We start from the raw sequence: 25,802 nt of genomic DNA, 5'->3' as shown, positions 1-25,802 counted from the left end.
TGTGGTGGTCATGATCCCTTGCCGTGGGTCGCCCCCGCGGCGGCGTGCGCGCCGGACTCCCGGCGCAGCGCATGCTGCTGTGCGATCAGCGGCGGCTGTCGCGCCTCGGGCAGCAGCGCCATGAGGGTAGACAGCGTGGCGTGCAGGCGGGCCGCCACCATGGGGTCGGCGGCGCCGTAATGGCGGATGCCATCGAAGGCGAGGGCCACGGCCCGGCTGAAGCTGAGGTGGCGGGCGATGAAGTGCACCTTGCCCTGGCGGGTGCGTGTGTCCCGGGGCGGCGTGCGGCCACCGATCTCCAGCAGGATCTGCCCCAGATGATCGATGCAGTGCATCGCGGTGGTGGGGTCGTTGATGCCGGGGGAGAGCGCCTTCAGGGCGATGTCCGAGATCTCGATGATGCCCAGCCCCAGATCCTGCTCCGGTGTGCGCTCCGGGCCGCAGACGAAAGCGTCGCGAATGGCCACGGCGGTTTCCTCGTCCAGCTCGCCTTTCTCGCCGACCACGGTGGCCAGCGGCTGCCCCGGCAACAGAAAATCGCCCAGATCGCAGTCCGCGCGTATCGTCAGGCGATGGTCCTCCCCCAGCTGGAATAGCGTTCGGCCGTCCACGGCCTGCAGATAACCCGCCGTGGCGGCGGCAACGGCGTGGGCCTCGCCGTCCGGCAAGGGCGGCGGGGCGCTGTCGGCGTCCTCGGCCGTGCCCAGGTCGGCCGGGAAGCGCCTGGCCACCTGGCGCAGGGTCTGCGTGGTGAGTCGCTGCAGAATGCTGGAGACGCGGATGGCGTTGGCGACATGATGGATGAAGTAGATCAGCGAGCCGATGCTGACCAGCACCAGGATGATGGCGACGCTCACGGCCAGCCGCGGCACGAAGGCTTCAGCCTCGGCGGCCTCGGCGCGCACCGTCCGCAGTACCAGCAGCGCGTAGGTGAAGGTGGCGATGAACACGCCGAGCACGGTCTGGTTGGTGCGGTCGGCGCTGAAATCGCGCAACAGGCGCGGCGTGAACTGGCTGCTGGCCAATTGCAGGGCGACGATGGTGATCGAGAACACCACGCCGGTGACGGTTATGAGACTGCCGGCGATGGCCGCCAACACGGCGCGGGCCCCCTGGGGCGCGCCGCCGAACAGCCAGGGTGTGCCGCTGTCCACCGGCGGCCACTGGTGCTGGTCCGCCTGCACCAGGCCCACCGCCAGCGCGGCGGCGGTGAGGGTGAGGCTTGCCGGGATGAACCACAGACTGTCCCGTGTCCGCACCCAGATCATGAGCATTCTGGCCCACATGCCCCCCTTCCTCCCCGACGCGGCAATGCCATTTATGTCTAAATGGATCCGGGGGAGACACTGATCAATTCCCACGCATGGAGCGCGCCCGATGGCCGACCAGATCAGTAAGGCAGGAGAACCTGCTCGAGGGCCTGGGGTTCCGGGTCCGGCGCGCCGGGCTCGTCGCCATCGCCGTAGTGTGCGTGCCGATCGCCCGCGACCGTGTGCTCGCCCTGTTCGCCTTCGGCCGGGGGTCGCGGCGCTGGTTTATCACGGCGTGGCGTAATCGATGAGTGACGGGCCGAGCAACACGCCGCCACCCGAGCTGCTCGCCCGGCGCTTGCTGCGTTTTGCCCGTCGGGTGCTGCGGCATTTCCTGCGCAATCGCGGCCTGCTGCTGGCGAGCGGCGTGGGCTACAACGTGCTGCTCTCGGCGGTGCCCCTGTTCGCGCTGCTCGGGGTGCTGCTCACCCGTGTCGTGGACGAGGCGCAGCTGCTGCAGGCGATGGCCGTTCAGGCCCAGCATTTCGCGCCGGCCCACGCGGGGCTGCTGCTGGATGCGGTGCGCACCTTCATGGAGTCCGGCGGCATCATCGGCATCATCGGCATTCCCGCCCTGTTGTTCTTCAGCTCCTTCGCCTTTCGCATGCTGGAAGACTCCATCGCCATCATCTTCCACCAGCCGGATAACCCGCGGCGCCGCTTCTGGGTATCCGCCGCGCTGCCCTATGCCTTCATACTGGTGCTGGGGCTCGGCCTGCTGGCCCTGACCCTGGTATTCGCCGTGGTCAATGCGGTGTACCAGGAGCCGGGCGCCATCCTTTATCTGCTCAGCTTCATCGGCGTGTTCCTGCTGTTCAGCGCCATCTACAAGGTGCTGCCCATCGTGCGCATCGCCCTGCCGCGGGCCGTGATCGGCGGCTTCGTCGCCGCGGTGCTCTGGGAGGCGACCCGCCTGCTGCTGATGTACTACTTCCTGAATGTTTCCTTCGTGAACGCGATCTACGGCTCGCTGGCTACCATCGTGGTGCTGCTCATCAGTCTGGAGGTGGGCGCGGCCATTCTGCTGTTCGGCGCCCAGGTGATCGCCGAGCTGGAGCGCAGCGCCCGGGCGGGGCTGCCGTGGTACGTGGCGCCGGAGGATGGGCCCTGGTGACCCCCGGGGGTCGGTCCGCAGGGCGATCTTCGCGCGGACCTGGCACGCCGCGCCCGAGGGCCAAGGCGACCAGGCGCGTCGATTTTCACGGGTAGCCCAGCACCGCCTTGATCCGCGCCAGGTTGGCGCCGACCCAGCGCGGATCGATCGCGCCCCAGTCCTCGATGCGGTAGCTGCCGCTGCGGTTGCGGGCACCCGCCTGCTGCTCGAAAACGCAGGCGATATCGAGCTCCGCCAGGGCGCTGATGGTGTCCTGGGCGGTGCGTCGCGGCATGCCGGTGGCGGCCATGATCTGGGGCACGCTGGCGATGCCCGTGTCGATCAGATGCGCGACGTACAGGCGGCGATAGAAACTGGTGCGGGTCTTGCTGCTGCTCATGGGGGCTTTCTTCCGGTGCGCGGGCCTGGCTTCCACTATACTGGGCCTCGCCGATTCAACCCTCCCTTTCTGCCCGCGCGGTCCCCCTTATGAGCTTCGACGCCCTTGGCCTGATCAACCCCCTGTTGCAGGCCCTGAAAGGCCTGGACCACGTGACCCCCACGGCGGTGCAGGCCGAGACCATTCCCGCGGTGCTCGCCGGGCGCGATGTGCTGGCGGCCGCCCGGACCGGTACGGGCAAGACAGCCGGCTTCGCGCTGCCCCTGCTGCAGCGGCTGAGCGAGGCCGGCCCCCGGGGGGCGAGCAACGCGGCCCGGGCGCTGGTGCTGGTGCCCACCCGGGAGCTGGCCGAACAGGTGCATCTGAGCTTTCGCGGCTATGGCCGGCACCTGCCGCTGCGCACGGTGGCCGCCTACGGGGGGGTGAGCATCAACCCGCAGATGATGCGCTTGCGCGGCGGGGTGGACGTGCTGGTGGCCACTCCGGGGCGGCTGCTGGATCTGCACGGCAAGAACGCGGTGAAATTCCACGCACTGCAGACGCTGGTGCTGGATGAAGCCGACCGCATGCTCGACCTGGGTTTCGCCCGGGAGCTGGAGGCCATCTTCGCGCTGCTGCCCCGGCGCCGCCAGACGCTGCTGTTCTCCGCGACCTTCTCCGATGCCATCCGCGCGATGGCCGCCGATCTGCTCCACGAGCCGCTGAGCCTGGAAGTCAGCCCCCGCAACGCCATCGCCGAGAACATCAGCCAGCGGGTGGTGGTGGCCGACAAGAAGCGCAAGCCGCCGCTGCTCATCCACCTGCTGAAGAAAGCGCGCTGGCCCCAGGCCCTGGTCTTCGTCAAGACCCGCCGGGGCGCGGAACAGTTGGTCGCGCAGATGCTCCACCAGGGCCTGAAGGCCGACGCCATTCACGGTGACAAGCCCCAGCCCGCCCGCCTGAAGGCGCTGGGGCGCTTCAAGCGCGGCGAGGTGAAGGTGCTGGTGGCCACCGATGTGGCCGCCCGCGGCCTGGATATTCCCGCCATGCCCGTGGTGTACAACCTGGACCTGCCCATCGTCGCGCAGGATTACGTGCACCGCATTGGCCGCACGGGGCGCGCCGGGGCCTCGGGCGAGGCGATTTCGCTGGTCTCGGCGGATGAGGCGAAGCAGCTCGCCGCCATCGAGGCGCTGGTCGGCCAGACCCTGCCGCGGGACGCCGTCACCGGGTACGAGCCCGAGCACCGCGTGCCCGTTACCGGCCCCGCCGCGGCGCGCGCGAAGAAACCCAGGAAACCGAAAAAGCCCAAGAAGAGCAGCGCCGAGAAGAAGGCCCGGAAGCGCAAACAGGCAAGGCGCGCGGGCGGGAAGCCCGTTCACCGAACGCCCTGAAGGGGGTGTGAACAACCGCCGCCTTCGCCAGCTCTCGATGGTGGTGCGGCCCTGCGTTAGGGCATGTTGCCTCCCTCGTGCCCTGTCGTCATGTCATGGACTATGGCCATTTCGATGTGACTGGCTGGCAGCTTCCATGCAAGGGGCCATTTCCCATGAATCTCTCCAGCGCGGCGATCCTGCTGCTGTGCAATCCCCACAGCCGACGCGGCGATCAGGCGGCGCGCACGGTGCGCGCGGTCTTCGAGGAGCACGGCCGCGAGGTCATCGAGGCGCAGCCCGAGGGGCGTGAGGACATGGCCCGCCTGATCGAGCGCCACCGCGAACGGGTCGGCACGGTGGCCATTGCCGGGGGCGACGGCACCCTGAACGCCGCCGCCGAGGCCCTCGCCCGCACGGGGCTGACGCTGGGCATCATTCCCGGGGGCACGGCCAACGATCTGGCCCGCACCTTGGGGCTGCCGCTCACGCCCGCCGCGGCGGCGCGGGTGATCGTCAGCGGGCGCGCGCGGCGGGTGGATCTGGGCTGTGTGAACGGCCATGCCTTCTTCAATGCCGCCCACGTGGGCCTGGGGGTGGAGGTTGCCAAGCGCCTCAACGGCCAGGCGAAGGGGCGCTGGGGGGCGCTCGCTTACGCCAAGGGGCTGTGGCAGGCGCTGCGCGCCAGCCAGCCGTTCACGGTGGAGCTGCGCTACCAGGGGCGTCGGCAGCGACGGCGCGCCATCGAGGTGGGCGTGGGCAACGGCTGTTTCTACGGCGGCGGGGTGCGCATTGCCGCCGACGCGGCCATCGATGACGGGGGGCTGGATGTCTACAGCCTGGGGCCGCGGGGCTTCTGGCGGCTGCTCGCCCTGGTGCCGGTGCTCCACCAGGGCGAGCAGCGCCGGGCCGGTATCTGGGCGCTGCGCACGCCGGCGCTGGAACTGCGCACCCGCCGGCCCCGGCCGGTGGTGGCGGATGGCGAATTCCTCACCCGCACGCCCGCGCACTTTACGGTGCGCCCCGGGGCGGTCTCCATTTGGGTGCCCGACGATGGCGCTGGGCCGCGGCCCTGACCGCGCTGGCTGGCGGCTTGCCGGGGAGCTCAAGGGGGCGTTGTGTGCAGATGCCGGATCGCGCGGGCGAAGAAATCGGCGGTGTCCAGGCGGCTGAGCATCTTCTTCAGGGCGAAGGCCAGGCTCGGGGGCAGCGGCAGGCTGTCGGTGACCACGAGGCGCGTGATGGCCGAGGCCGCCAGGGTCTGCGAGGCATCGGCGCTGAACACGCCGTGGCTGGCGGCCGCCCAGACCCGGGCTGCGCCCTGTTCGGCGCAAGCCCGCGCCGCCCGCGCCAGGGTGTTGCCGCCGCTGATCAGGTCATCGAGCAGAATCACCTCCCGCTCGGCCGTCTCGCCCACCAGTCGCTCCCCACTCAGCACCCCGGCGCTGCGGTGCTTCTCCATGAAGGCGCCCTCCACCGGCCGCTCCAGACGCTGCTCCAGCGCCTCGCGGAAGCGTTCGGCGCGCTTGATGCCGCCCACATCCGGCGACACCACCGTCACCGGCTCATCGCTGGGCAGCCGCCGGGCGAAATACTCGACGAACAGCGGCCGGGCCTCCAGGTGCACGGTGGGCAGGCGAAAGGCGTTCTGGTAGGCCGCCAGGTTGTGCACATCCAGCGTCACGACGCGCCCCACCCCCACCGCCTCGAACAGCGCTGCCAGGTATCGGGTGCTCACCGGGTCGCGGGCCTTGGTCTGGCGGTCCTTGCGGCTGTAGCACAGGTACGGCACCACCGCGGTGAGCCGCGCCGGGTCGGCGTCGCGCAGGGTGCCCAGGAAGAACAGCAGCCGGATCAGGCGGTCATTCACCGATTGGGCGGCATCGCCGTGCAGCGCCTGGATGACGTAGACATCGCGCCCGCGCACGCTCTCCAGCGGCCGGGTCTTGTGTTCGCCGTCCTCGAACTCGCGCTCCTCGTGGGCGCTGAGCACCGTGCCCAGGGCCGCCGCGACCCGGCTGGCGAACGCGCGCCCGGCATCCAGCGAGAATAGCGCCAGGGGCTGATGGTGGGCTGATGCAGGGCTCACGGGCCGGGCCTCCGAGTGTCTTCTTCAGCCACCTTGGGGGTGCCGGGCGCGCCGTCACAGGGGGCGCGCGTGGTATCTTTCGGGCCTTCACGCCGCAGCCCGAAGAGCCCCCATGCCCGATACCCACGCCGCCGACACCGCCCCCCGCGGGCAGGACAACATCCAGATCGTCCTGGTGGAGACCTACCAGCCCGGCAATATCGGCGCGGCGGCCCGGGCCATGAAGACCATGGGCCTGCACCGCCTGACCCTGGTCGCCCCCCGTTTCCCGGTGGATGAGACCGCCGCCGAGTTCGCCAGCGGTGCCGTGGATATCCTGGAGAACGCCCGGGTGGTGGAAACCCTGGCCGAGGCACTGGCCGATTGCCGTTATGCCTACGGCATGACCGCGCGGGTGCGCAAGGTGGGGGTGCCCCAGCAGCCCCTGGGCGAGGCCGCGCCGGAGATGCTGCGCCGGGCCCGGGCCGGTGAGGTGGCCATCGTCTTCGGCCGCGAGCGCTCGGGGCTGAGCAACGCGGAGCTGGATCTGTGCCAGGGGCGGGTGCACATCCGCGCCAACCCGGACTTCGGTTCGCTCAACCTGGCCGCCGCGGTGCAGGTGCTCGGCTACGCGCTGGCCGAGCAGCGGGAGGCGTACGCCACGCCCGTGCCGAGCACCGAGGCGCCGGCACGCCACGAGGACCTGGAGCACTATTTTTCCCACCTGGAGCGGGTGCTCACCGAGTTGGAGTTCCTCGGCAAGACCAACCCGGCGCTGGTCATGCGCCGGCTGCGCGGGCTTTATCAGCGCGCGCTGCCCGATGAGCGGGAGATCCAGATCCTGCGGGGCATCCTCACCGAGACGGAAAAGCGCCTGCGCTGAGGAGGCACTGATCCGTTCCCAGGGTGCTCTGCGGCAGGCCGGTGTTCCTCGACCAAGGCCGCTCCCTCAAGCTTGATTCTGCCGGCCTGGGTGTTGCGCCGCGAATACTGGGGCGGCGGGGCAGGCTAGCCCGGTTCGGCCTTGTTGGGGCAGTCCCCATGCGGGGCCGCTACGGGCGGAAAAGTGTGAACCTGTTCACGCTTGTCGGGATCTGTTTAAATGCCCGCCAAACAACAATCAAGAAATATTCCCCGGGGGTAATCTTGCAGATCCATACCGCTTTCCTTCGCGGCGTCGGCGTGTTGGTGTCGGCCGCCCTTCTCGCTGGCTGTGCCGCGCATCAGGCACGGCAGATTTCCGGCTTCGACGAGCACTTCGAGGCCAGCAATTACGTGGCGGCCAGCGAATACGCCATGGACAAGGCCGGGCCCGGCGACAAGGCCCCGGAAAATCTGCTCTGGACCCTGCAAGCGGCATCGGCGTTACGCGGCGCGGCCGACTATCGCACCAGTAATGCCTATTTCGATTTTGCCGAAGCGCTGATGACCCGTGAGGACGGTGAGAGCCTCATCCGCGACGGCGGCGAGAATGCCCTGGCCGTGCTGGTGAACGATAGCGTGATGGGCTATGAGCCGGCGATCTATGACGGCGTCATGGTAAATACCTTCAAGGCGCTGAATATGCTCGCCGAGGGTGATCTGGGGAATGCTCGCGTAGAGCTGAACCGCGCCGACGATCGCCAGCGCCGTGCGGTGGAGGCTTTCGCGAAGGAAATCGCCAAGCGGCAGGAGGAGCTGGAGGAGCGCCAAGCCGCGGAGACGGCGAAGCACCGGGGAGGGGCCAACCGCGTGGATACCAAGCGTAGTCTTGCGGTGGTGGAGCGCAAGGTGCTCTCGCATATTGAACTCGATCGCTGGGCCGCCTATCCGGACTTCGTCAACCCTTTTGCCACCTACGTCAATGGCCTTTTCTTCCTGTTGGCGGCGACCGACACCGGCGACGCCGGCGACCTGCGCAAGTCCCATGATGCGCTCAAGCGGGTCGCGTCCATGGTGCCTGACAATGACTACGTTCAGCAGGATCTTGCGCTGGTGGAGGGTTTGAGCAGCGGCGGCCTAGAGCAGCCGCTCGAACCCGTGGTCTGGGTGCTGTTCGAAAACGGCCTGGGGCCGGTCAAGCGTGAGCGGCGCTTCGATATCCCCCTGTTTCTGGTGAGCGATGATGTTTTGTACACCAGTATCGCCTTGCCCAAGCTGGAGCCGCGCCCGGCGGCGACCAAGAGCCTGCGCATCGCCGATGGCAATGAGCTGCAGCTCAAGACCGCTACCGTTGCCGATATGGATCGGGTAATTGGCACCGAGTTCAAGAAGGACTACAGCTACGTGCTTACACGTGCCGTGTTGGGCGCCATTCTGAAAACCTACGTCCAGTCCGAGATCACCCGGACCAGCGGTGCGGCCGCGGGTATTGTCGCTGCACTCATCCAGCGCGCCACCACCGAGGCCGACCAGCGCATGTGGACCGCCTTGCCCAAGGAGTTCCAGGTGGCGCGCTTTGCACGTCCGGCCACCGGCACGGTTACCATCGGTTCCCCGGACCTGGCGCCGGTGGAGGTCAGCCTTCCGGATGCGCCGTTCAGCATTGTTTACGTCAAGGCCGCGCGCGCCGGCACGACCCCCAGTCATGTTGTCATGAGCTTCCCGCCCGAACGGCTTGTCAGCCAGAACTGATCGGAGTCCCGTTAATGAACAAGTTCCCCCGCTTCCTGTCTGCCGCGTTCGCGCTTGCCCTGCTCGCCGGCTGCGCGAGCACCGTTGAGGTGGTCGACACCCGTGCCGATAACGGCCCGGGCACCATGGGCATCGATTACCGCGACTTCGACAATGCCGCCGCCACCGCGGTGCAGGAAATGCTCGATTCCGGCGCCGTGGATCATCCGCGGGGCGGGCGCTATGTGCTGGCGATCTCCCGCATGACCAACGACACCATGCAGCGTATCGACACGGACCAGTTGGTGAAGAAGATTCGCGTCGCCCTGCTGCGATCGGGCAAGGTGGTCACCACCACCGCGGTCGGCCTCAACGGCGCCGAGGACGAGATGGTCAACCGGGCGCGGGAGCTGCGCCAATCGCGGGAATTCAAGCAGGAGACCGTCGCCCGGGAAGGGCAGATGGTGGCACCGGATTACAGCCTGTCCGGCAAGATCATTCAGCGCAATCACAAGCTCTCGGACGGGCGTCAGCAGGTGGAATACTACTTCCAGCTCACGCTCACCGATATCAACAGTGGGCTCGCCTTCTGGGAAGGCGAAACACCCATCGTCAAGCGCGGCTCCAACAAGACCGTGTCCTGGTAAAGGCTTTCGAGGCAGAACAATGAAAAAGATGATCAACGCCCTTCTGGCCGCCACCTTGATCGCGGCGCCGGCCGCCTGGGCCGAGGGCGGACGGGCACAGCCCGCGGGCGCGGAGCCCGCCGTGATGGCGGACGTGAATCGCGCCGCCGAGCCGCCGGCCGAGCCGGTGGACCCCAACATGGAGCTGCAAAGCCTGATCAACGCGTGGGAGACGAACGGCGCGGGGGCGGCTTTTCTGCGCAGGGCCAGCCGCAACGAGCTGTTCTATACCACCGCCAGCGCCAGCGTCATGGCGAGGCCGGAACATCGTCAGTGGGCGGATTTCCGTGCCAGTGCCTATGATGAAGCACTGCTCAAGGCCAAGGCGAAATACATGGTCCAGCAGGGCGTGACCACCACCGCCGAGCAGGTGCGGGAGCTGTTCGACAACGGCAACCAGATGCCTGATTTCTCGCCCGAGGAACTGCGATCCAACAGCCGCTTGATGGCCGTGCTGAACAAGGCGGTGGGGGTGGCCAGCGGCAAGCTGGATGAGCAACTGCGTGAGCTTGGCATGGACCCGTCCGAATTCAAGGCCGCGCCGCCGGAGAAGCGAGCGACCCTGTTCCGTCGGGCGGTGACTTCCCGGGAAATCAGCCGCGCCCGCGCCACCCTCGATGGCGTGATCGTCGTGAAGACCTTCGAGGCGCACAACGCCAATGGCGATCATGCGGTGGCCGTCGCCATCGTCGCATCGCCGAAGTTCCGGGCCCGGATCGACAACCTGGTCAGCAGCCGAGGCGAAGTGAGCCCGAGCCCTGAGCGCGCCCGGGGCGAACCGCTCAAGGCCTATATGCAGGCCCATCGCAAAGGCCTGATGAACGAATTCGGCGTTCGGCACATGTATGACGATCAGGGCTACCCGGTGCTGATCTCCTATGGGCAGGCCGGCAACCCCTACCAGGGTGAGGACTTCCAGCGCCGAGCCGACCAGCGCGAAGTGGCGTTCGCCTCGGCGAAAAGCACCGCCCTGGCGAACTTCGCCTATCTGATCAACTCCAGCGGCACCAACCGCGAGAGCCAGAGCACCACCGCCAGCCGCGCCACCGAGGGCGTCGCGCGCCATGTGGATGGCGTGACCCAGGTTTCCGAGGAATCCTACGTGGAATACATCCGTCAGCTGGATAGCAGCACCACGGTGCGCGGGCGCATGAATGACCTGCCCGGCATCACCGAGCTGTATCGCTGGACGGAGAAACATCCGCTGTACGGTCACGAAATCAACGGTGTGGTCTACCTCTGGCATCCGCGCAGCGAGCAGCTGGCCCGGGATATCCGCGGCCAGAATGCGGGCAAGGCGAGCTCCAAACCGGCTCAGCGCACAAAAGGCTCGGCCGGCACCGTGCAAAGCATGGATTCGATGGACTCGTCCGACTTCTAGGGGGCCGGCATGGGGTTGAAGCACAGTCTTCGGGTACTGCTCGCCTTGCTGGTCGCGGCGCCTGCCGCGACCAGCCTGGCCGGCGAGATGAGCCTGCGGGTTCAAGCGCAAGCGGCGACGGAGGATGCCGCCATCGATGCGGCGTTGATGCGGGCCGTGGAACAGGTCTACGGGCTCAGCATCAGCTCCAGGAGTGAGCGCAGCGTCAGCGAGCAGCGGGCCTCGGGTTACGACAACGCCCGCGACTACAGCGCGGGCGAGGTCGCGGTCCGCCAGGATTCGGTGACCCGGAGCGCGGCACGCGGCCTGGTGAAAAGCTTCCGGGTGCTCGATTCGGAGCGCCTCGGCAGCGCTCACCGGGTGGAGCTGCAGGTGAAGTTGCCGACCTACCAGACGCCGGGCCTGCCCAGCGACAAGCGGCGGCGCATGGTCGTGGCCGATTTTGCCGCCCGTCAGGCGCACTACCGTCTGCCGGCAGGCGAACTGCCGGGGGCGCTGGCCGCCGAGCGCCTGCGCGAGGCCATCACCCGGGCGATCACCCAGAGCCGCCGCCTGGCGGTGCTGGACCGTGCCCATGACAGGGCGCTGGAAGACGAGTTCGCCCGGCTACGCTCGGGGCAGGTGCCTGTTGCCGAAAAGGCGCGGCTGGGGCAAGCGCTGGGCGCCGATTATCTGTTGGTCGGCAGCATCATCGAATTGGACGGGGCCCGTGAGCCGCGTGTGATCCGTGCCAGCGGCGAGCGCTACGAAAGCACCCGTATTGCCGCCCGGGTTCACTACGAAGTGATCGCCCTCGCCACGCGGCAGGTGAAGTGGGCGGACGAGGTCGTCGTGGCGCTGGACATTCGCGATGCCCCCGAACAGGGCGTCTTCGGCCTGGTAGGCAACAGGCTTGCCCGCACCATGCTCAACAACATCTACCCCTTGCGGGTGGTGTCCGCCGCCGGCGGTCAACTGGTGCTCAACCAGGGGGCGGACAGCATCGCCCAGGGCGAGCGCTTCGAGGTCTTCAACCTTGGAGAAACTCTGGTGGATCCGTACACCAAGGAGCCGCTGGGGAAGATCGAGCAGCGAGTGGGCTTGGTCGAGGTTGTTCGGGTGGCGCCGAAAATGGCCTACGCGGAACTGCTTGAAGGCGATGCCGCGGCTGTGCAGCAGCACGCCATCCTGCGGCCGTACCAGGCCCCGGCGGGCGATGCGCCGGATACGACTCGGCGGGAAAGCCAGGTGGAGACCAGCGCCGATGGAGGGGTGCGCCTGCCGTTCGATCGGCGTTGAGCCACACCTGCATGGCAGCTGCGTGGCTGCCGCGGAGGACGGCGGGCCTTCCGGCCCGCCGCGCAGAGCCTACATGCCGGCGGCCATCATGCCGATGCCGCCCATGAAAAAGCCCACCAGCCCCAGTACCAGGCCGATCAGGGTCAGCACGCCCATGATCGTGAAGTACACCTTCAGCTTGCTCATGGCGCGCAGCAGCACCGCCTGATCACCGCTGCTCTGCGCCTGCTGGGCGGCGCCGGCGGCCTGGAACAGGATCACACCCATCCAGATGGGCAGCCAGGCGATCAGCAGGCCGATGATGCTCAGCGCAGTGAGCACGCCGTAGATGATCAGCATCACCCCCACCAGCTTCAGCCAGAAGCTGCCTTCGGCCAGCGGGCGGCTGATGTCACGGATCAGGTTATCGGTTTCGGACAGTTGCGCATTCATCGGCGGCGTTCCTTATGGTTTTGCTTATGGTCACGGTGGGCGTGCGACAGCGCCGCGCCCCACTCGGAGGCTAACCCAGCCGTCGGCGGCAGGCCAATTGCCGCCGTGCACGGTCTACAGTGATGCTTGTCGACAAGCCGCCCCGAGCCCGGACACACTCAACCCATGGATTTCAGCTACCTGCAAACCCTGCGCCGCACCCACCCCGCCTGGCGGCTGCTGCGCGCCGAGCACGCGCCCTTCGTCGGCGCCTTCCTGCACGAGTGCTTCATCGCCCCCAACCTGCGCAGCCTGCCCGAGGACGAGGCCGTGGCGCGGCTGGACGATCATCTGTTCACCTTGCGCGAGCAGCTCGGCGAGGAGGCCTACCCCCGGCGGGCACTGGAGTACCTCAACGAGTGGGCCGATGACGAGCACGGCTGGCTGCGCAAGTATTACCGGGACGGCAGCGATGAGCCGGTGTTCGACCTGACGCCCGCCGCCGAGCAGGCCATTCGCTGGCTGCAGGCGCTGGAGCGGCCGCGCTTCGTGGGCACCGAATCCCGGCTGATGACGGTGTTCGAGCTGCTGCGCCAGATCGCCGAGGGCACGGACACCGACCCGGCGCGGCGCATCGCCGAGCTGCAGCGACGCAAGGCCGAGCTGGAAGCGCAGATCGGGCGGATCCGCGGCGGCGAGCTGCCGCTGATGGACGCCACCCAGCTCAAGGAGCGTTATCTGCAGCTCGCCGGGGTGGCCCGTGAGCTGCTGGCGGATTTTCGCCAGGTGGAGCAGAACTTTCGCGGCCTGGACCGGGAGGTGCGCATGCGCATCGCCACCTGGGAGGGGAGCAAGGGCGAGTTGCTCGACGAGGTCTTCGGCGAGCAGGACGCCATCAGCGATTCCGACCAGGGCAAGAGCTTTCGCGCCTTCTGGGACTTTCTCATGTCGCCGGCCCGCCAGGAGGAGCTCACCGAGCGCCTGCAGGCCCTGCTCGAGCGGCCCGAGATCGCCGACCTGGAGCCCGACCGGCGCCTGGCCCGCGTGCACCACGACTGGCTGCAGGCCGGCGAGGCTACCCAGCGCACCGTGGCCCGGCTCTCCGAGCAGCTGCGCCGCTACCTGGATGACCAGGCCTGGCTGGAGAACCGCCGCATCATGGAGCTGCTGCGCGAGCTCGAGCAGCACGCCCTGGCCCTGCGCGACGAACCGCCGGACAATCTGGGCCTGAGCCTGGAAGAGAGCGCGCCGCGGCTGGAGATGCCCATGGAGCGTCCGCTCTATGCGCCGCCGGTGAAACCGCGCATCGAGCAGCAGGTATTGGAACAGGGCACGGCCGATACCGACGCCGATGCGCTCTTCGAGCAGGTGTACGTGGACAAGCAGCGGCTGCGCGCCCATATCCGCCGCGCCCTGCAGGCCCGTGCCCAGGTGTCGCTGCCGGAGCTGGTGGAAGCCGAGCCGCTGCGCCAGGGGCTGGCCGAGCTGGTGGCCTATCTCAGCCTGGCGGCCGAGGAGCCCGGTGGGGTGATCGACGAGGACCGCCCTCAGCGGATCGCCTGGGTGGATGCCGAAGGGCGCCACCGCCGGGCCACCCTGCCCACCGTGATCTACACCCGCTAATGCGGCACAATCCGGCCATGACCGAAGAGACCACCGACGATCGGCTTTCCACCGTGCTGATCGCGCTTTTCAAGGGCGTGCTCTACCAGGACCAGGCCCCCGAGACCTGGCAGGGGCTGCTGGACTTGCAGGCCCGCGTGCGTGATTACGTGGCGGTGCTCGGCCTGGAGCTGAACCTGGACGAGGCCGAGGGCTACGCCTACCTGGGCCAGCGCCGCGAAGACGCGGACGGCGCCGCGCTGCCGCGGCTGGTGCCGCGCCGGGCGCTGAGCTACCCGGTGAGCCTGCTGCTGGCGCTGCTGCGCAAGAAGCTCGCCGAGCATGACGCCGGCGGCGGCGACCCGCGGCTGATCCTGGCCCGTGAGCAGATCGTCGAGCTGATGCGGGTGTTCCTGCCCGAGAGCGCCAACGAGGCGAAGCTGGTGGACCGCATCGACAGCCACATCAACAAGGCCGTCGAGCTGGGTTTTCTGCGCCGCCTGCGCGGCCAGCCCGACCAGCTGGAAGTGCGCCGCATTCTCAAGGCCTATGTGGACGCCCAGTGGCTGTCGGAGTTCCAGGACCGGCTGGCGGAGTATCGCGCCCATGCCGGGGAGGGCGGCTGATGCAGGAAGAGCTGCTGGATTTCGCCGCCTCCAACGCCCGCGCCGGCTTTCGCCTGCAGCGCTTCGAGCTGTTCAACTGGGGCACCTTCCACCAACGGGTCTGGCGCCTGCCGCCGGGGGGCGAGAACGCCCTGCTCACCGGCGACATCGGCTCGGGCAAATCCACCGTGGTGGACGCGCTCACCACCCTGCTGGTGCCCGCCCAGCGCATCACCTACAACAAGGCGGCCGGCGCCGAGGCGAAGGAGCGCTCGCTGCGCTCCTACGTGCTCGGCTACTACAAGACCGAGCGCGAGGCCGCCGGCGCCGCGGCCCGGGCCGTGGCCCTGCGGGATCACAACAGTTATTCGGTGATCCTGGGGCACTTCTACAACGAGGGCTTCGACCGCCACGTCACCTTGGCCCAGGTGTTCTGGATGAAGGACACCCAGGGCCAGCCGGCGCGCTTTTACGTGGTGGCCGACCGGGCGCTGAGCATCGCCGAGGATTTCGCCGGTTTCGGCACCGACATCAACGACCTGCGCAAGCGCCTGCGTGCCGCCGAGGGGATGGAGCTACACGATGCCTTCCCGCCCTACGGCGCCGCCTTCCGCCGCCGCTTCGGGCTGGACAACGAGCAGGCCCTGGAGCTGTTCAATCAGACGGTGTCCATGAAGTCGGTGGGTAACCTCACCGAGTTCGTGCGCAGCCACATGCTCGAGGCCTTCCCCGTGGAGCAGCGCATCGAGGCCCTGATCGGGCATTTCGATGATCTGAACCGGGCCCACGCCGCGGTGGCCAAGGCCCGCGCCCAGATCGAGTTGCTGGAGCCGCTGGTGGCCGACGCCGAGCGCCACGCCGAGCTGGCCGCCGAGGCGGCGCTGCTGCGCGCCTGCCGCGAGGCGCTGCGGCCCTGGTTTGCCCGGCTCAAGGGCGAGTTGCTGGAGGCGCGGCTGGAAAAGCTCGCCCGGGAGCTGGAGCGGGCCCAGGCGCGCATCGACGAGCAGAGCCGGCTGCGCCGTGAGCGCCAGGCCCGGCGCGACGAGCTCAAGCGGGCCATCGCCGATAACGGCGGCGACCGTCTGGAACGCATTCGCACCGAACTCGCCACCCGGGCCGAGCAGCAACAGGCGCGCCGGCAGAAGGCGCAGGACTACGCGCGGCTGGCCGAGCGGCTGGAGCTGCCCGCCGCCAGCATGGCCGACACCTTCCTCGCCAACCGCCGCGCGCTGGAAGCGCAGCGCGAGAGCATCGCGCCGCGCCGTGACGCGGCCCAGAACGCGATCACCGAGACCGGCTTCGAGCTGCGCGAGCTGAAAAAACGCCACGATGAACTGCAGGAGGAGCTGGATTCGCTGCGCCGGCGCCGCTCCAATCTGCCCGCCCACATGCTGGCCCTGCGCGAGCGCCTGTGCGCGGACCTGGCGCTGGACGAGCAGGCCCTGCCCTTCGCCGGCGAGCTCATCCAGGTGCGCGAGGACCAAGGCGACTGGGAGGGGGCGGCCGAGCGGCTGCTGCACGGCTTCGGGCTCTCGCTGCTGGTGCCCGACGAGCACTACGCCCGGGTGGCCGACTGGGTGGAGCGCACCCACCTGCGCGGGCGATTGGTGTATTTCCGGATACGCCCGCCGCGCCGGCAGGAGCCCGCGGAGCGGCATCCGGCCTCATTGGTGCGCAAGCTCGTCATCCGCCCGGACTCGGCCTTCTACCCCTGGCTGGAGGCGGAGCTGGCCCGGCGCTTCGACTACGCCTGCTGCGAGGAGATGGCGGATTTCCGCCGCGAGCGCCGTGCCATCACCCGGGCCGGGCAGATCAAGACCGAGGGCGGCCGCCACGAGAAGGACGACCGCCACCGCATCGACGATCGCAGCCGCTACGTGCTCGGCTGGAGCAACGAGGCCAAGATCGCCGTGCTGGCGCGTCAGGCGCAGGACCTGCAGCGGCGCATGGGCGAACTGGCCGAGGCCATCGCCCGGCATCAGGCGGAGCAGAAGCGCTTGCAGGCGCGGCTGGAGGATCTGGGCCGGCTGGAGATGTTCGCCGACTATCAGGAGCTGGACTGGCGGGCGCTGGCCGTGGAGATCGAGCGGCTGGAGCGGGAGCGCCGGGAGCTGGAGGCCGAGTCGGACCTGCTGCGCGCCCTGGGAGCGCAGCTCGCCGAACTGGAGCGCGACATTGACACCGGCGAACAGGCGCTGGCCGCCGCCCAGCGCGAACAGGCCACCGCCCAGGCCAAGCAGGAAGACGCCGAGCGCGCCCGCGACGAGGCCGACGCACTGCTGGCCGCCGCCACCGACGCGCAGCGCGAGCGCTGCTTCCCGCGCCTGGCCGCCATGCGCGAAGAGGCCCTGGGCGATGCCCGCCTGACGGTGGAGTCCTGCGACAACCGCCAGCAGGACCTGCGCGACTGGCTGCAAAAGCGCCTGGACGCCGAGGAAAAGCGCATCCAGCGGCTGCGCGAGCGCATCATCGACGCCATGCGGGTGTACAAGGACCGTTACCCGCTGGACGCCCAGGACGTGGATGTGGACATCGCCGCCGCCGAGGAATTCGCACGGATGCTCCAGGCCCTGCGCGACGACGGCCTGCCGCGCTTCGAGGCGCGCTTCAAGGCTCTCCTCAACGAGAACACCATCCGCGAGGTGGCCGGCTTCCAGGCCCAGCTCAACCGTCAGCGCGAGGTGATCCGCGAGCGGATGGAATCCATCAACCGCTCGCTGCACCAGATCGACTACAACCCGGGCCGCTACATCGCCCTGCTGGCCGAGCCGGCCGGCGATGCGGATGTGCGCGACTTCCAGCAGGAACTGCGGGCCTGCACCGAGGGCGCGCTCACCGGCTCCGAGGACGAGCAGTACTCCGAGGCCAAGTTCCTGCAGGTGCAGCGCGTCATCGAACGCTTCCGCGGCCGGGAGGGGACGGCGGAGCTGGACCGGCGCTGGACCCGCAAGGTCACCGATGTGCGCAACTGGTTCAGCTTCTCCGCCTCCGAGCGCTGGCGCGAGGACGACGCCGAGCACGAGCACTACACCGACTCCGGCGGCAAGTCCGGCGGCCAGAAGGAAAAGCTCGCCTACACCGTGCTGGCGGCGAGCCTCGCCTATCAGTTCGGTCTGGAGTGGGGCGAGACCCGCTCGCGCTCCTTCCGCTTCGTGGTCATCGACGAGGCCTTCGGCCGCGGCTCCGACGAATCCGCCCGCTACGGGCTGGAGCTGTTCCGGCGGCTGGACCTGCAGCTGCTCATCGTCACCCCGCTGCAGAAAATCCACATCATCGAACCCTTCGTGGCCAACGTGGGCTTCGTGCACAACGTGGACGGGCGCGAATCACGGCTGCGCAACTTGAGCATCGAGGAATACCGGGCCGAGAAGGCGGCGCGGGGGCTGGTCCACGCGGAGAGCGAGCAGCCGTGAGCTGGAGCGGCCCCGCGGAGCTGCGCCGCCAGGTGCAGCGGCTGTGGGATTCGGGCGAGCTGCTGCGCGCCCGGCTGCTGGGCGAGCCCCTGTTCCCCCGCGCGCTGCGTCTCAAGCGGCCGAACTCGGCCGAGATCGCCGAGCATTTCACCGAAGTGCGCGACTGGATTCGCGCGCTGCAAGCCGGCGAACGCGCCGAGGGCGGCCTGGGCTACGAACTGCAATGGCAGCAGGTTCGCCACCGGGTGCACGGCGCCAACCACCTGCCGGTGGCCGCCCGGGTGCCCGCCGAGGCCGACGCCCTGGCGCTGATCGGCCGGCGCAAGGACGCGGCGCGTTTCGATGCGCTGGCGGAGGACACCTTGAGGCGCTTTCCGATGCTCCGCGACTGGCTCGCCCGGCGCCCGCTGTGGGTACTGGAGCAGGCGGATGCCTGGTCGCGGGTGCTTGCGGTGCTGGACTGGTTCGTCGCCCACCCGCGCCCCGGCGTGTACCTGCGGCAACTGGAGGTGCCGGGGGTGGACACCAAGTTCATCGAGGCGCGGCGGAAATTGTTCACCGAGCTGCTGGACGGCGTGCTGCCGGCAAGCGCGGTGAACAGGGCCCACAGCGGTGCCCGGGGCTTCGAGGCCCGTTACGGCCTGCGCGGCAAACCGCCGCTGCTGCGTTTTCGGCTGCTGGACCCGGCGCTCTATCTGCATGGCCTGAGTGACCTGGCCGTGCCAGCCGCCGACTTTGCCCGGCTCGACCTCCCGGTCCAGCGCGTCTTCATCACCGAAAACGAGATCAACGGCCTGGCCTTTCCGGACCTGCCGGGCAGCCTGGTGATCTTCGGGCTGGGCTACACCGTGGAACGGCTGGCCGAGATCGGTCGGTTGCGGGACGTGGAGGTCTATTACTGGGGCGATGTGGATACCCACGGCTTCGCCATTCTCGACCGGGTGCGCGGCCTCCTGCCCCGGACCCGCTCCCTGCTCATGGACCGGGACACGCTGCTGGCGCATCGCCTGCTGTGGGGCGAGGAGCCAGCCGGGCAGCGCCATCGGGGTGAGCTCGACCGGCTCACCGCGGACGAGCAGGCCCTTTACCGGGACCTGTGTGAGGATCGGCTGGCCGAACGCCTGCGGCTGGAGCAGGAGCGCATCGGCTATGCGCATCTGCGGCGAGCGCTGAAGGGCGTGTTGTAAGGCCTGAGTGCTCCGCGGCGGTTGTTTTTCGACCGCCGTTTGCCGCGCTGCTCGAAGCGCCCCCGCGCCTGCCCCAATGGCCCCTGTGGTAATCTGCGCCACACAAGACCAACAACTGCCTGCCCCGAGGAGTGGCCGCCATGGAGGCCTCGGTAAATCAGACCGCTGAACAGCGTGCCCGCGACCGCATCGACGCCATGCTTGTCGCCGCCGGCTGGGCGGTGCAGTCGCTGAAGACCCTAAACCCCGTCGCCACGCGGGGTGTCGCGGTGCGCGAATACCCCACCGACACCGGCCCCATGGATTACCTGCTCATGGTCGACGGCGAGCCTGCGGGCGTGCTGGAGGCCAAGCGCGAGGAAGAAGGCCACCGCATCTCCAGCGTGGAGGAGCAATCCGCCCGCTACGCTCAGGCCGCCCTCAAACACCTGGGCGTGCGCCCGCTGCGCTTCGTCTACGAGAGCACCGGCGTCATCACCCGCTTCACCGACCTGCACGACCCGCAGCCCCGCGCCCGGGAGGTGTTCAGCTTCCATCGCCCCGAGACCCTCGCCGAATGGCTCGCCCAGGGGGCATCCCAGCGTGCTCGCTTTGCCGACTTGCCGGTGCTGCAGCCTGACGGCCTGCGCGAGTGTCAGTTCCGCGCCATCGGTAATCTAGAGGCTTCATTGAAGGAGAACCGCCCCCGCGCCCTGATCCAGATGGCGACCGGCGCCGGCAAGACCTTCACCGCCATCACCGCCATCTACCGGTTGCTGCGCCACGGGGGTGCCCGGCGCGTGCTGTTCCTGGTGGACACCCGCAACCTCGGCGAACAGGCTGAAGGCGAGTTTCACCAGTACGTCCCCCAGGACGACAACCGCAAGTTCACCGAGCTCTACACCGTCCAGCGCCTGCGCTCGCCCCACGTGCCCAAGGATGGCCAGGTCTGCATCAGCACCATCCAGCGCCTGTACTCCATCCTCAAGGGCGAGCCCCTGGAGGAGGGCGCGGAAGACTCCCCACCCGCCGGGCTCAAGCGCCGCGAGCCCCTGCCGGTGGTCTACAACCCGGCGATCCCGCCGGAGTTCTTCGACGTCATCGTCATCGACGAATGCCACCGCTCCATCTACAATCTCTGGCGCCAGGTCATCGAGTATTTCGACAGCTTCCTGGTCGGCCTGACCGCCACCCCGGACAAGCGCACCTACGCCTTCTTCAAGGAGAACGTGGTCAGCGAATACCCGCTGGAGCAGTCCGTGGTGGACGGGGTGAACGTGGACCACCTGATCTGGCGCATCGACACCGAGCTCAGCCGCAAGGGCGGACGTATCGAGGCCCGGGAGACCGTCGAGCGGCGCGAGCGCCTGTCCCGGCGCAAGCGCTGGGAGCAGCTCGACGAACCCTTCGAGTACGAGGCCGCCAGGCTCGACCGCAGCGTGGTCAACCCCAGCCAGATCCGCACCGTGATCCGCGCCTTCCGCGACGCCCTGCCGCAGATGTTCCCCGAGCGGCGCATTGACGAGGAAGGCGGCCGCCAGGAAGTGCCCAAGACCCTGATCTTCGCCAAGACCGACAGCCACGCCGACGACATCATCCACACCGTCCGCGAGGAGTTCGGCACCGGCAACGCCTTCTGCAAGAAGGTCACCTTCCGCACCGAGGAAGACCCGCAGAGCGTGCTCAACAGCTTCCGCAACGACTACAACCCTAGAGTCGCAGTCACCGTCGACATGATCGCCACCGGCACCGACGTCAAACCCATCGAGTGCCTGCTGTTCATGCGCGACGTCAAAAGCCGCAACTACTACATGCAGATGGTCGGTCGCGGCACCCGCAGCCTGGACGCCGACGGCCTCAAGCTGGTCAACCGTAGCGCCACCGGCCCCAAGACCCACTTCGTGCTGGTGGACGCCGTCGGCGTCACCGAGTCCGAAAAAATGGACACCGGCAGCCTGGAGCGCAAACCCAGCGAGCCCATGAAAAACCTCATGCAGGCGGTGGCCATGGGCGTGCGGGACGAGGCCACGCTCTCCACCCTGGCCGCCCGCCTGTCGCGCTTCGCGAAAAGGCTCTCCCGCGAAGAACAGACCCGGGTGAGGGAGCTCACCGGCGGCGCCGACCTGAACCAGCTCGCCTCCCAACTGCTGGGGGTGGACGACCCGGACGCCATCGAGGCCCAGGCCCGGGAGTGCTTCGACGTGGCGCCGGGGCTCAACGTGGAGCCGGCCCAGTTCGAGCAGATCCGCGCCGAGCGCGCCAAGGCCGCCGCCGCCCCCATCACAGGTGCGCTCAACACCTTCCTGGAGCAGATCCGCGAGCGCCAGGAACAGGTGGTGGACCATGTGAACCTCGACACGCTCACCGGCAGTGATTGGGAGCAGGATGCCGAGGCCCGGCGCGCCGCCCTGGTGGAGGATTTTCGCGACTGGCTGCAGGCCCACCGGGACGAGTTCACCGCCCTGACCATTTTCTACAGCCAGCCCCATCGCCGCCGGGAGCTCACCCAGCGTATGATTCGGGAGCTGCTGGAAGCGCTGAAAGCGGACAAGCCCGCCTTGGCCCCGGCCCAGGTGTGGGAGGCCTACGCCCGGCTGGACGCGGTGCAGGTGAGCCGGCCGGAGAGCGAACTGGCCCTGCTCATTGCCCTGGTGCGCCGGGCCAGCGGCTGGGATGAGCGGCTAACGCCCTACAAGAGCACCGTGGAGCGCAACTTCCAACGCTGGGTGCTGCGCAAGCATCAGGGCAATGCCCCCAAATTCAGCGAGGACCAGATGAACTGGCTGCGCATGATCCGCGACCACATCGCCGCCAGCTTCCATTTCACACCGGATGACCTGGATTACACCCCCTTCGACGCCCAGGGCGGGCGTGGACGGATGTGGCAGTTGTTCGGTGAGGAGATGGATGCGGTGATTGATGAGATGAATGACGAGATGGCGGCGTGATCCCGCGAGCTAAAATGGCCTCCATGCTGGTGCCTGACTTGAATGAAGAATACCCGGAAGGCTGGATTCAAGCTCCGCTTGGCGAGTTCATTGAGCGCATTGATGCTGGCAAGAGCTTCAAGTGTGAGGAACGGCCGCCTGAAGAGGATGAGGTAGGCGTTACGAAGGTCAGTAGTGTCAGCTGGGGCGACTATCAGGAAGACCAAAGCAAGACCTGTCGAAACGACAGCTTCGTCGAGCCGCGCCTTTTCGTTCGAGACGGCGATTTTTTGTTCAGCCGGGCTAATACGGTCGATCTGGTTGGAGCATGTGTAATCGCTAGGGGCGTGACCAAGAACGTCATGCTCAGTGACAAGATTCTACGAATCGTCTTCGGCGATATCATGCCGACTTACGTGCTTTACTTTCTGCGCTCGCGCCAGGGAAGGCAGCAGATTGAGGCGCTGTGCACCGGCAATCAGGAATCGATGCGTAATATCGGCCAGGACCGGATAAGGCGCATCAGCATTGCATTGCCTCCAATCGCCGAACAACGCCGCATCGTCACCAAGATCGAGGCCCTGTTCTCCGAGCTGGACAAGGGCGTGGAGAGCCTCACCACCGCCCGCGCTCAGCTCAAGACCTACCGCCAGGCCCTGCTCAAGCACGCCTTCGAGGGCAAGCTGACCGAACAATGGCGCAAGGACCACGCCGACGAGCTGACGCCGGTCGAGCATGTGCTCGAAAACATGCCAGCGGTTCCTCGGCCCAACCGCTGGAAAACTCGCAGTAAGGATTTGATCGTCGGCCATTCGGCCCTCGCGGTTGGAAACCCAGGAACCCAGTTGCCCGACGGCTGGTGCTGGGTGCCTGTCGTTGATGTTGCGCGGATGGAGAGCGGCCACACGCCCAGCCGTCGCCATCCCGAATGGTGGGATGGAGATATCCCATGGATCGGTATCGCTGACGCACGCCTAAACGACGGCAAAGTCATTCGCGCTACAGCTCAGCAGACGAATGAAGAGGGTCTCGCGAATTCAGCTGCGCGGCTGCTGCCGCCCGGTACCGTGTGTGTGAGTAGGACTGCGTCGGTGGGCTACGTCGTCGAAATGGGTAGCGCCATGGCGACCAGCCAGGATTTCGTCAACTGGGTACCGACGGGTGCTGTCACCGCAGCTTGGCTGCGGTTGGTGTTCGGTGCTGACCGTGACGCGCTCCGCCGGTTCGGTAAGGGCTCCACTCACACGACGATCTATTTCCCCGAGTGGTTGTCGGTGCATATTGCACTCCCGCCGGTCGAGGAGCAGTGTCAGATCGTTCAGGAAGTGGAAGCGCACCTCTCCCGGTTGGAGCAAATGGAGCAGACGGTCATGAACGCACTCCAACGAACAGAAGCCCTCCGCCAATCCATCCTCAAACGCGCCTTCGAGGGCCGCCTGGTGCCCCAGGACCCCAACGACGAACCCGCCGCCGAGCTGCTGGCCCGCATTCGCCAGGAAACGGCGAAACAGCCCCGCAGCAACCGTCACAAGCCCAAGGCCGAGGCATCCCCATGAGCATGCCGACGGCCCGCGCGCTTCTCGAGCAGCTCCGGCAACTCGATGAGTCCGACCGCATCGAGGCGAAGCGGGGCTCGGCCGTTGGTGGTTCCGCACTGGAAACCGTGTGCGCCTTCGCCAATGAACCCGGCCTCGGCGGTGGCTACCTGTTGCTGGGCGTCGAGAAGCGCTCTGATGCGCCCGGTGACTATGGGGTGACAGGCATAGAGGATCCGGACAAGCTGCTCAATGACCTGCATTCCCGCTGTGCCAGCGTCTTCAATGTGCCGGTGCGCATACAGGCACGAGCGGAGGTGCTGGAAGGGCGCACGGTCATCGTCGTGGATGTGCCGGAGGCTGATCCCGCGTCTCGGCCGGTTCATTTCGCGAAGAGCCCGCTACCGCGCTCGGCCTGGCGACGCGGGCCCAGTGGCGATTATCGGTGCAATCAGGACGATGTGGCCGCGCTGTTTTTGGGGCGGGCCGGTCAAAGTCACGATGCCTCGGTCATGCCCGGCGCCGGGCTGGATGATCTGGATCCCGATGCCTTGGAGCACTACCGTGACGCTCGCCGTGCGGTGAGCCCGGGCGCCGAAGAGCTGAATTTCTCCGATGAGGAGTTGCTGGAGGCGCTGGGCGCTGTGGCGCGGAAGTCAAACCGCCTGCATCCCACGGTAGCCGGTGTGTTGCTTTTTGGCCGTCGCGGTGCCTTGCGCCGTCTGTTCCCCGCCAACCGGGTCGATTACATCCGAATTCCGGGCAAGGAATGGATAGAGGATCCCCACGAGCGCTTCACCACGCTGGATATGCGCGATACCTTGCCCCGGCTGATACAGCGGGCTACGGCAGCGGTGCTGGACGACCTGCCGCGGGCCTTTCAGCTGCCGGAAGGTGAAATCCGGCGCGGCGAGAAGACGGTCCTGCCGGACAAGGTGGTTCGGGAAGCGGTGGTGAATGCCGTGATGCACCGGAACTACCAACGCCAGCAGCCGATCCAGTTGCTGCGCTACAGCAACCGCCTGGAGGTGCAGAACCCGGGGTATTCCCTGAAGGCGCTGGAGAACCTGGGCGAGCCCGGCTCGCAATGGCGTAACCCGGTGATCGCGTCAGTGCTGCATGAGATGGGCCTGGCGGAAACCAAGGGCAGCGGCATCCGTGTTATGCGCCGATTGATGGACGAGGCCGGGCTGTCGCCACCGAGCTTCGATTCGAACCGGCACACGGACCAGTTCGCGGCGACCTATCTGTTCCACCACTTCCTGAGCGAGGCAGATATTGCCTGGCTGGGCCAGTTCCGGCATCTGGGCCTGGGTGAGGACGAGCAGCGGGCGCTGATCTTCATCCGTGAGACCGGCCGGATCACCAACGCCGATTATCGCGACCTGAACCGGGTCGACCCGCTGGCGGCAAGCCAGCGTCTGGCGCACCTGCGGGGGCTGGGGTTGGTGGAGCAGGTGCCACGGGGGTCGGCGACCTACTATGTGCCCGCCGAGTGGCTGGAACTGCCGATGGGTGGAGTGGGCGGCGACCTCTTTGCCAACTTGTCCGGGTCCGGAGGCTTACCTGCGGAGTCCGGAGGCTTACCTGCGGAGTCCGGAGGCTTACCTGCGGAGTCCGGAGGCTTACCTGCGGAGTCCGGAGGCTTACCTGCGGAGTCCGGAGGCTTACCTGCGGAGTCCGGAGGCCTACCTGCGGAGTTGCTGTTGGCGGAATTGCCTGAGCCAATACGTCGGCAGTTGGAGAGCCTGGGCCAGCGGAGCCGAGACACCGGTCAAGTGGAAGAGGCCATACTGGCGCTATGTGCTCTGCGCCCCTGGTCGTTGCGAGAACTCGCCGTACTGACGAAACGCAATTCTGCCTATCTGCGTCAACGCTATCTTGTTCCCATGGTGGCGCAAGGCCAATTGCAGCGCACCTTCCCGAACGAGCCCAACCGCCCTGATCAAGCCTATGTCGTGCCCACCAAGAAAGGCGGGTGAG

General features: G+C 67.7%; 19 protein-coding genes. 15 read left to right on the top strand and 4 right to left on the bottom strand.

Annotation, left to right across the window (positions count from 1 at the left end):
* Positions 1–8: 8 nt before the first annotated feature.
* On the bottom strand, positions 9–1,286 hold the full coding sequence (locus tag GBG68_RS06975; protein ID WP_152146220.1) for a DUF2254 domain-containing protein: 1,278 nt from the start codon (positions 1,284–1,286) through the stop codon (positions 9–11).
* 271 nt (positions 1,287–1,557) lie between these two features.
* On the opposite strand from GBG68_RS06975, the gene GBG68_RS06970 reads away from it, so the two are divergent.
* Positions 1,558–2,424, top strand: a complete 867-nt coding sequence (locus GBG68_RS06970; RefSeq protein ID WP_152146219.1) for a YihY/virulence factor BrkB family protein — start codon at positions 1,558–1,560, stop codon at positions 2,422–2,424.
* An 85-nt stretch (positions 2,425–2,509) separates the two neighbouring features.
* Here the strand turns inward: GBG68_RS06970 and GBG68_RS06965 are convergent, their stop codons facing one another.
* Entirely contained in the window at positions 2,510–2,803 is a 294-nt protein-coding gene (locus tag GBG68_RS06965) for a winged helix-turn-helix domain-containing protein (RefSeq protein WP_152146218.1), read from the bottom strand.
* A gap of 89 nt (positions 2,804–2,892) precedes the next feature.
* Here GBG68_RS06965 and GBG68_RS06960 point away from each other — a divergent pair, with 89 nt between their 5' ends.
* On the top strand, positions 2,893–4,176 hold the full coding sequence (locus GBG68_RS06960) for a DEAD/DEAH box helicase (RefSeq protein WP_152146217.1): 1,284 nt from the start codon (positions 2,893–2,895) through the stop codon (positions 4,174–4,176).
* A 155-nt stretch (positions 4,177–4,331) separates the two neighbouring features.
* On the top strand, positions 4,332–5,231 hold the full coding sequence (locus tag GBG68_RS06955) for a lipid kinase (RefSeq protein WP_193222252.1): 900 nt from the start codon (positions 4,332–4,334) through the stop codon (positions 5,229–5,231).
* A gap of 29 nt (positions 5,232–5,260) precedes the next feature.
* Here GBG68_RS06955 and GBG68_RS06950 read toward each other — a convergent pair whose 3' ends face one another.
* Positions 5,261–6,244 carry a ribose-phosphate diphosphokinase gene (locus tag GBG68_RS06950; RefSeq protein WP_152146215.1) on the bottom strand — a complete coding sequence of 328 codons (984 nt, stop codon included), beginning with the start codon at positions 6,242–6,244 and terminating at the stop codon, positions 5,261–5,263.
* 112 nt (positions 6,245–6,356) lie between these two features.
* On the opposite strand from GBG68_RS06950, the gene GBG68_RS06945 reads away from it, so the two are divergent.
* The 5 genes from GBG68_RS06945 (at position 6,357) to GBG68_RS06925 (ending at position 12,160) form a co-directional block, all read left to right on the top strand.
* Positions 6,357–7,106 (top strand): RNA methyltransferase, encoded by a 750-nt coding sequence (locus GBG68_RS06945; protein ID WP_152146214.1) that lies wholly within the window; start codon positions 6,357–6,359, stop codon positions 7,104–7,106.
* Between the two features lie 185 nt (positions 7,107–7,291).
* Positions 7,292–8,836 (top strand): COG3014 family protein, encoded by a 1,545-nt coding sequence (locus tag GBG68_RS06940; protein WP_152146213.1) that lies wholly within the window; start codon positions 7,292–7,294, stop codon positions 8,834–8,836.
* A gap of 14 nt (positions 8,837–8,850) precedes the next feature.
* Positions 8,851–9,462 (top strand): penicillin-binding protein activator LpoB, encoded by a 612-nt coding sequence (gene lpoB / locus GBG68_RS06935; RefSeq protein WP_152146212.1) that lies wholly within the window; start codon positions 8,851–8,853, stop codon positions 9,460–9,462.
* 28 nt (positions 9,463–9,490) lie between these two features.
* A complete protein-coding gene (locus GBG68_RS06930; protein WP_152146211.1) occupies positions 9,491–10,882 on the top strand; it encodes a DUF6844 domain-containing protein in 1,392 nt (463 codons plus the stop codon).
* A 9-nt stretch (positions 10,883–10,891) separates the two neighbouring features.
* Entirely contained in the window at positions 10,892–12,160 is a 1,269-nt protein-coding gene (locus tag GBG68_RS06925; protein WP_152146210.1) for a CsgG/HfaB family protein, read from the top strand.
* 69 nt (positions 12,161–12,229) lie between these two features.
* Here GBG68_RS06925 and GBG68_RS06920 read toward each other — a convergent pair whose 3' ends face one another.
* Positions 12,230–12,592: a DUF5362 family protein gene (locus GBG68_RS06920; protein WP_152146209.1), complete on the bottom strand. Its 363-nt coding sequence runs from the start codon at positions 12,590–12,592 to the stop codon at positions 12,230–12,232.
* Positions 12,593–12,757: 165 nt separating this feature from the next.
* On the opposite strand from GBG68_RS06920, the gene GBG68_RS06915 reads away from it, so the two are divergent.
* The 7 genes from GBG68_RS06915 to GBG68_RS06885 all read left to right on the top strand — a co-directional run bounded on the left by GBG68_RS06915 (position 12,758) and on the right by GBG68_RS06885 (position 25,801).
* Positions 12,758–14,194 (top strand): DUF3375 domain-containing protein, encoded by a 1,437-nt coding sequence (locus GBG68_RS06915; protein WP_152146208.1) that lies wholly within the window; start codon positions 12,758–12,760, stop codon positions 14,192–14,194.
* 17 nt (positions 14,195–14,211) lie between these two features.
* Positions 14,212–14,799 (top strand): DUF4194 domain-containing protein, encoded by a 588-nt coding sequence (locus tag GBG68_RS06910; protein ID WP_152146207.1) that lies wholly within the window; start codon positions 14,212–14,214, stop codon positions 14,797–14,799.
* Positions 14,799–18,191 carry an ATP-binding protein gene (locus GBG68_RS06905; RefSeq protein WP_152146206.1) on the top strand — a complete coding sequence of 1,131 codons (3,393 nt, stop codon included), beginning with the start codon at positions 14,799–14,801 and terminating at the stop codon, positions 18,189–18,191. Before GBG68_RS06910 ends, GBG68_RS06905 begins: the two co-directional genes overlap by 1 nt.
* Complete coding sequence (locus tag GBG68_RS06900) at positions 18,188–19,378, top strand: DUF3322 domain-containing protein (protein WP_152146205.1); 1,191 nt, start codon at positions 18,188–18,190, stop codon at positions 19,376–19,378. Before GBG68_RS06905 ends, GBG68_RS06900 begins: the two co-directional genes overlap by 4 nt.
* 140 nt (positions 19,379–19,518) lie before the next feature.
* Entirely contained in the window at positions 19,519–22,305 is a 2,787-nt protein-coding gene (locus tag GBG68_RS06895) for a type I restriction-modification enzyme R subunit C-terminal domain-containing protein (RefSeq protein ID WP_193222251.1), read from the top strand.
* A gap of 14 nt (positions 22,306–22,319) precedes the next feature.
* Positions 22,320–23,840: a restriction endonuclease subunit S gene (locus GBG68_RS06890; protein ID WP_152146204.1), complete on the top strand. Its 1,521-nt coding sequence runs from the start codon at positions 22,320–22,322 to the stop codon at positions 23,838–23,840.
* Complete coding sequence (locus GBG68_RS06885) at positions 23,837–25,801, top strand: ATP-binding protein (protein ID WP_152146203.1); 1,965 nt, start codon at positions 23,837–23,839, stop codon at positions 25,799–25,801. Before GBG68_RS06890 ends, GBG68_RS06885 begins: the two co-directional genes overlap by 4 nt.
* The last annotated feature ends 1 nt before the right edge of the window (position 25,802 follow it).

Source organism: Alkalilimnicola sp. S0819, assembly GCF_009295635.1.
Taxonomy (GTDB): Bacteria; Pseudomonadota; Gammaproteobacteria; order Nitrococcales; family WHIW01; genus S0819.
This window is presented reverse-complemented; position numbering and strand designations above follow the sequence as displayed.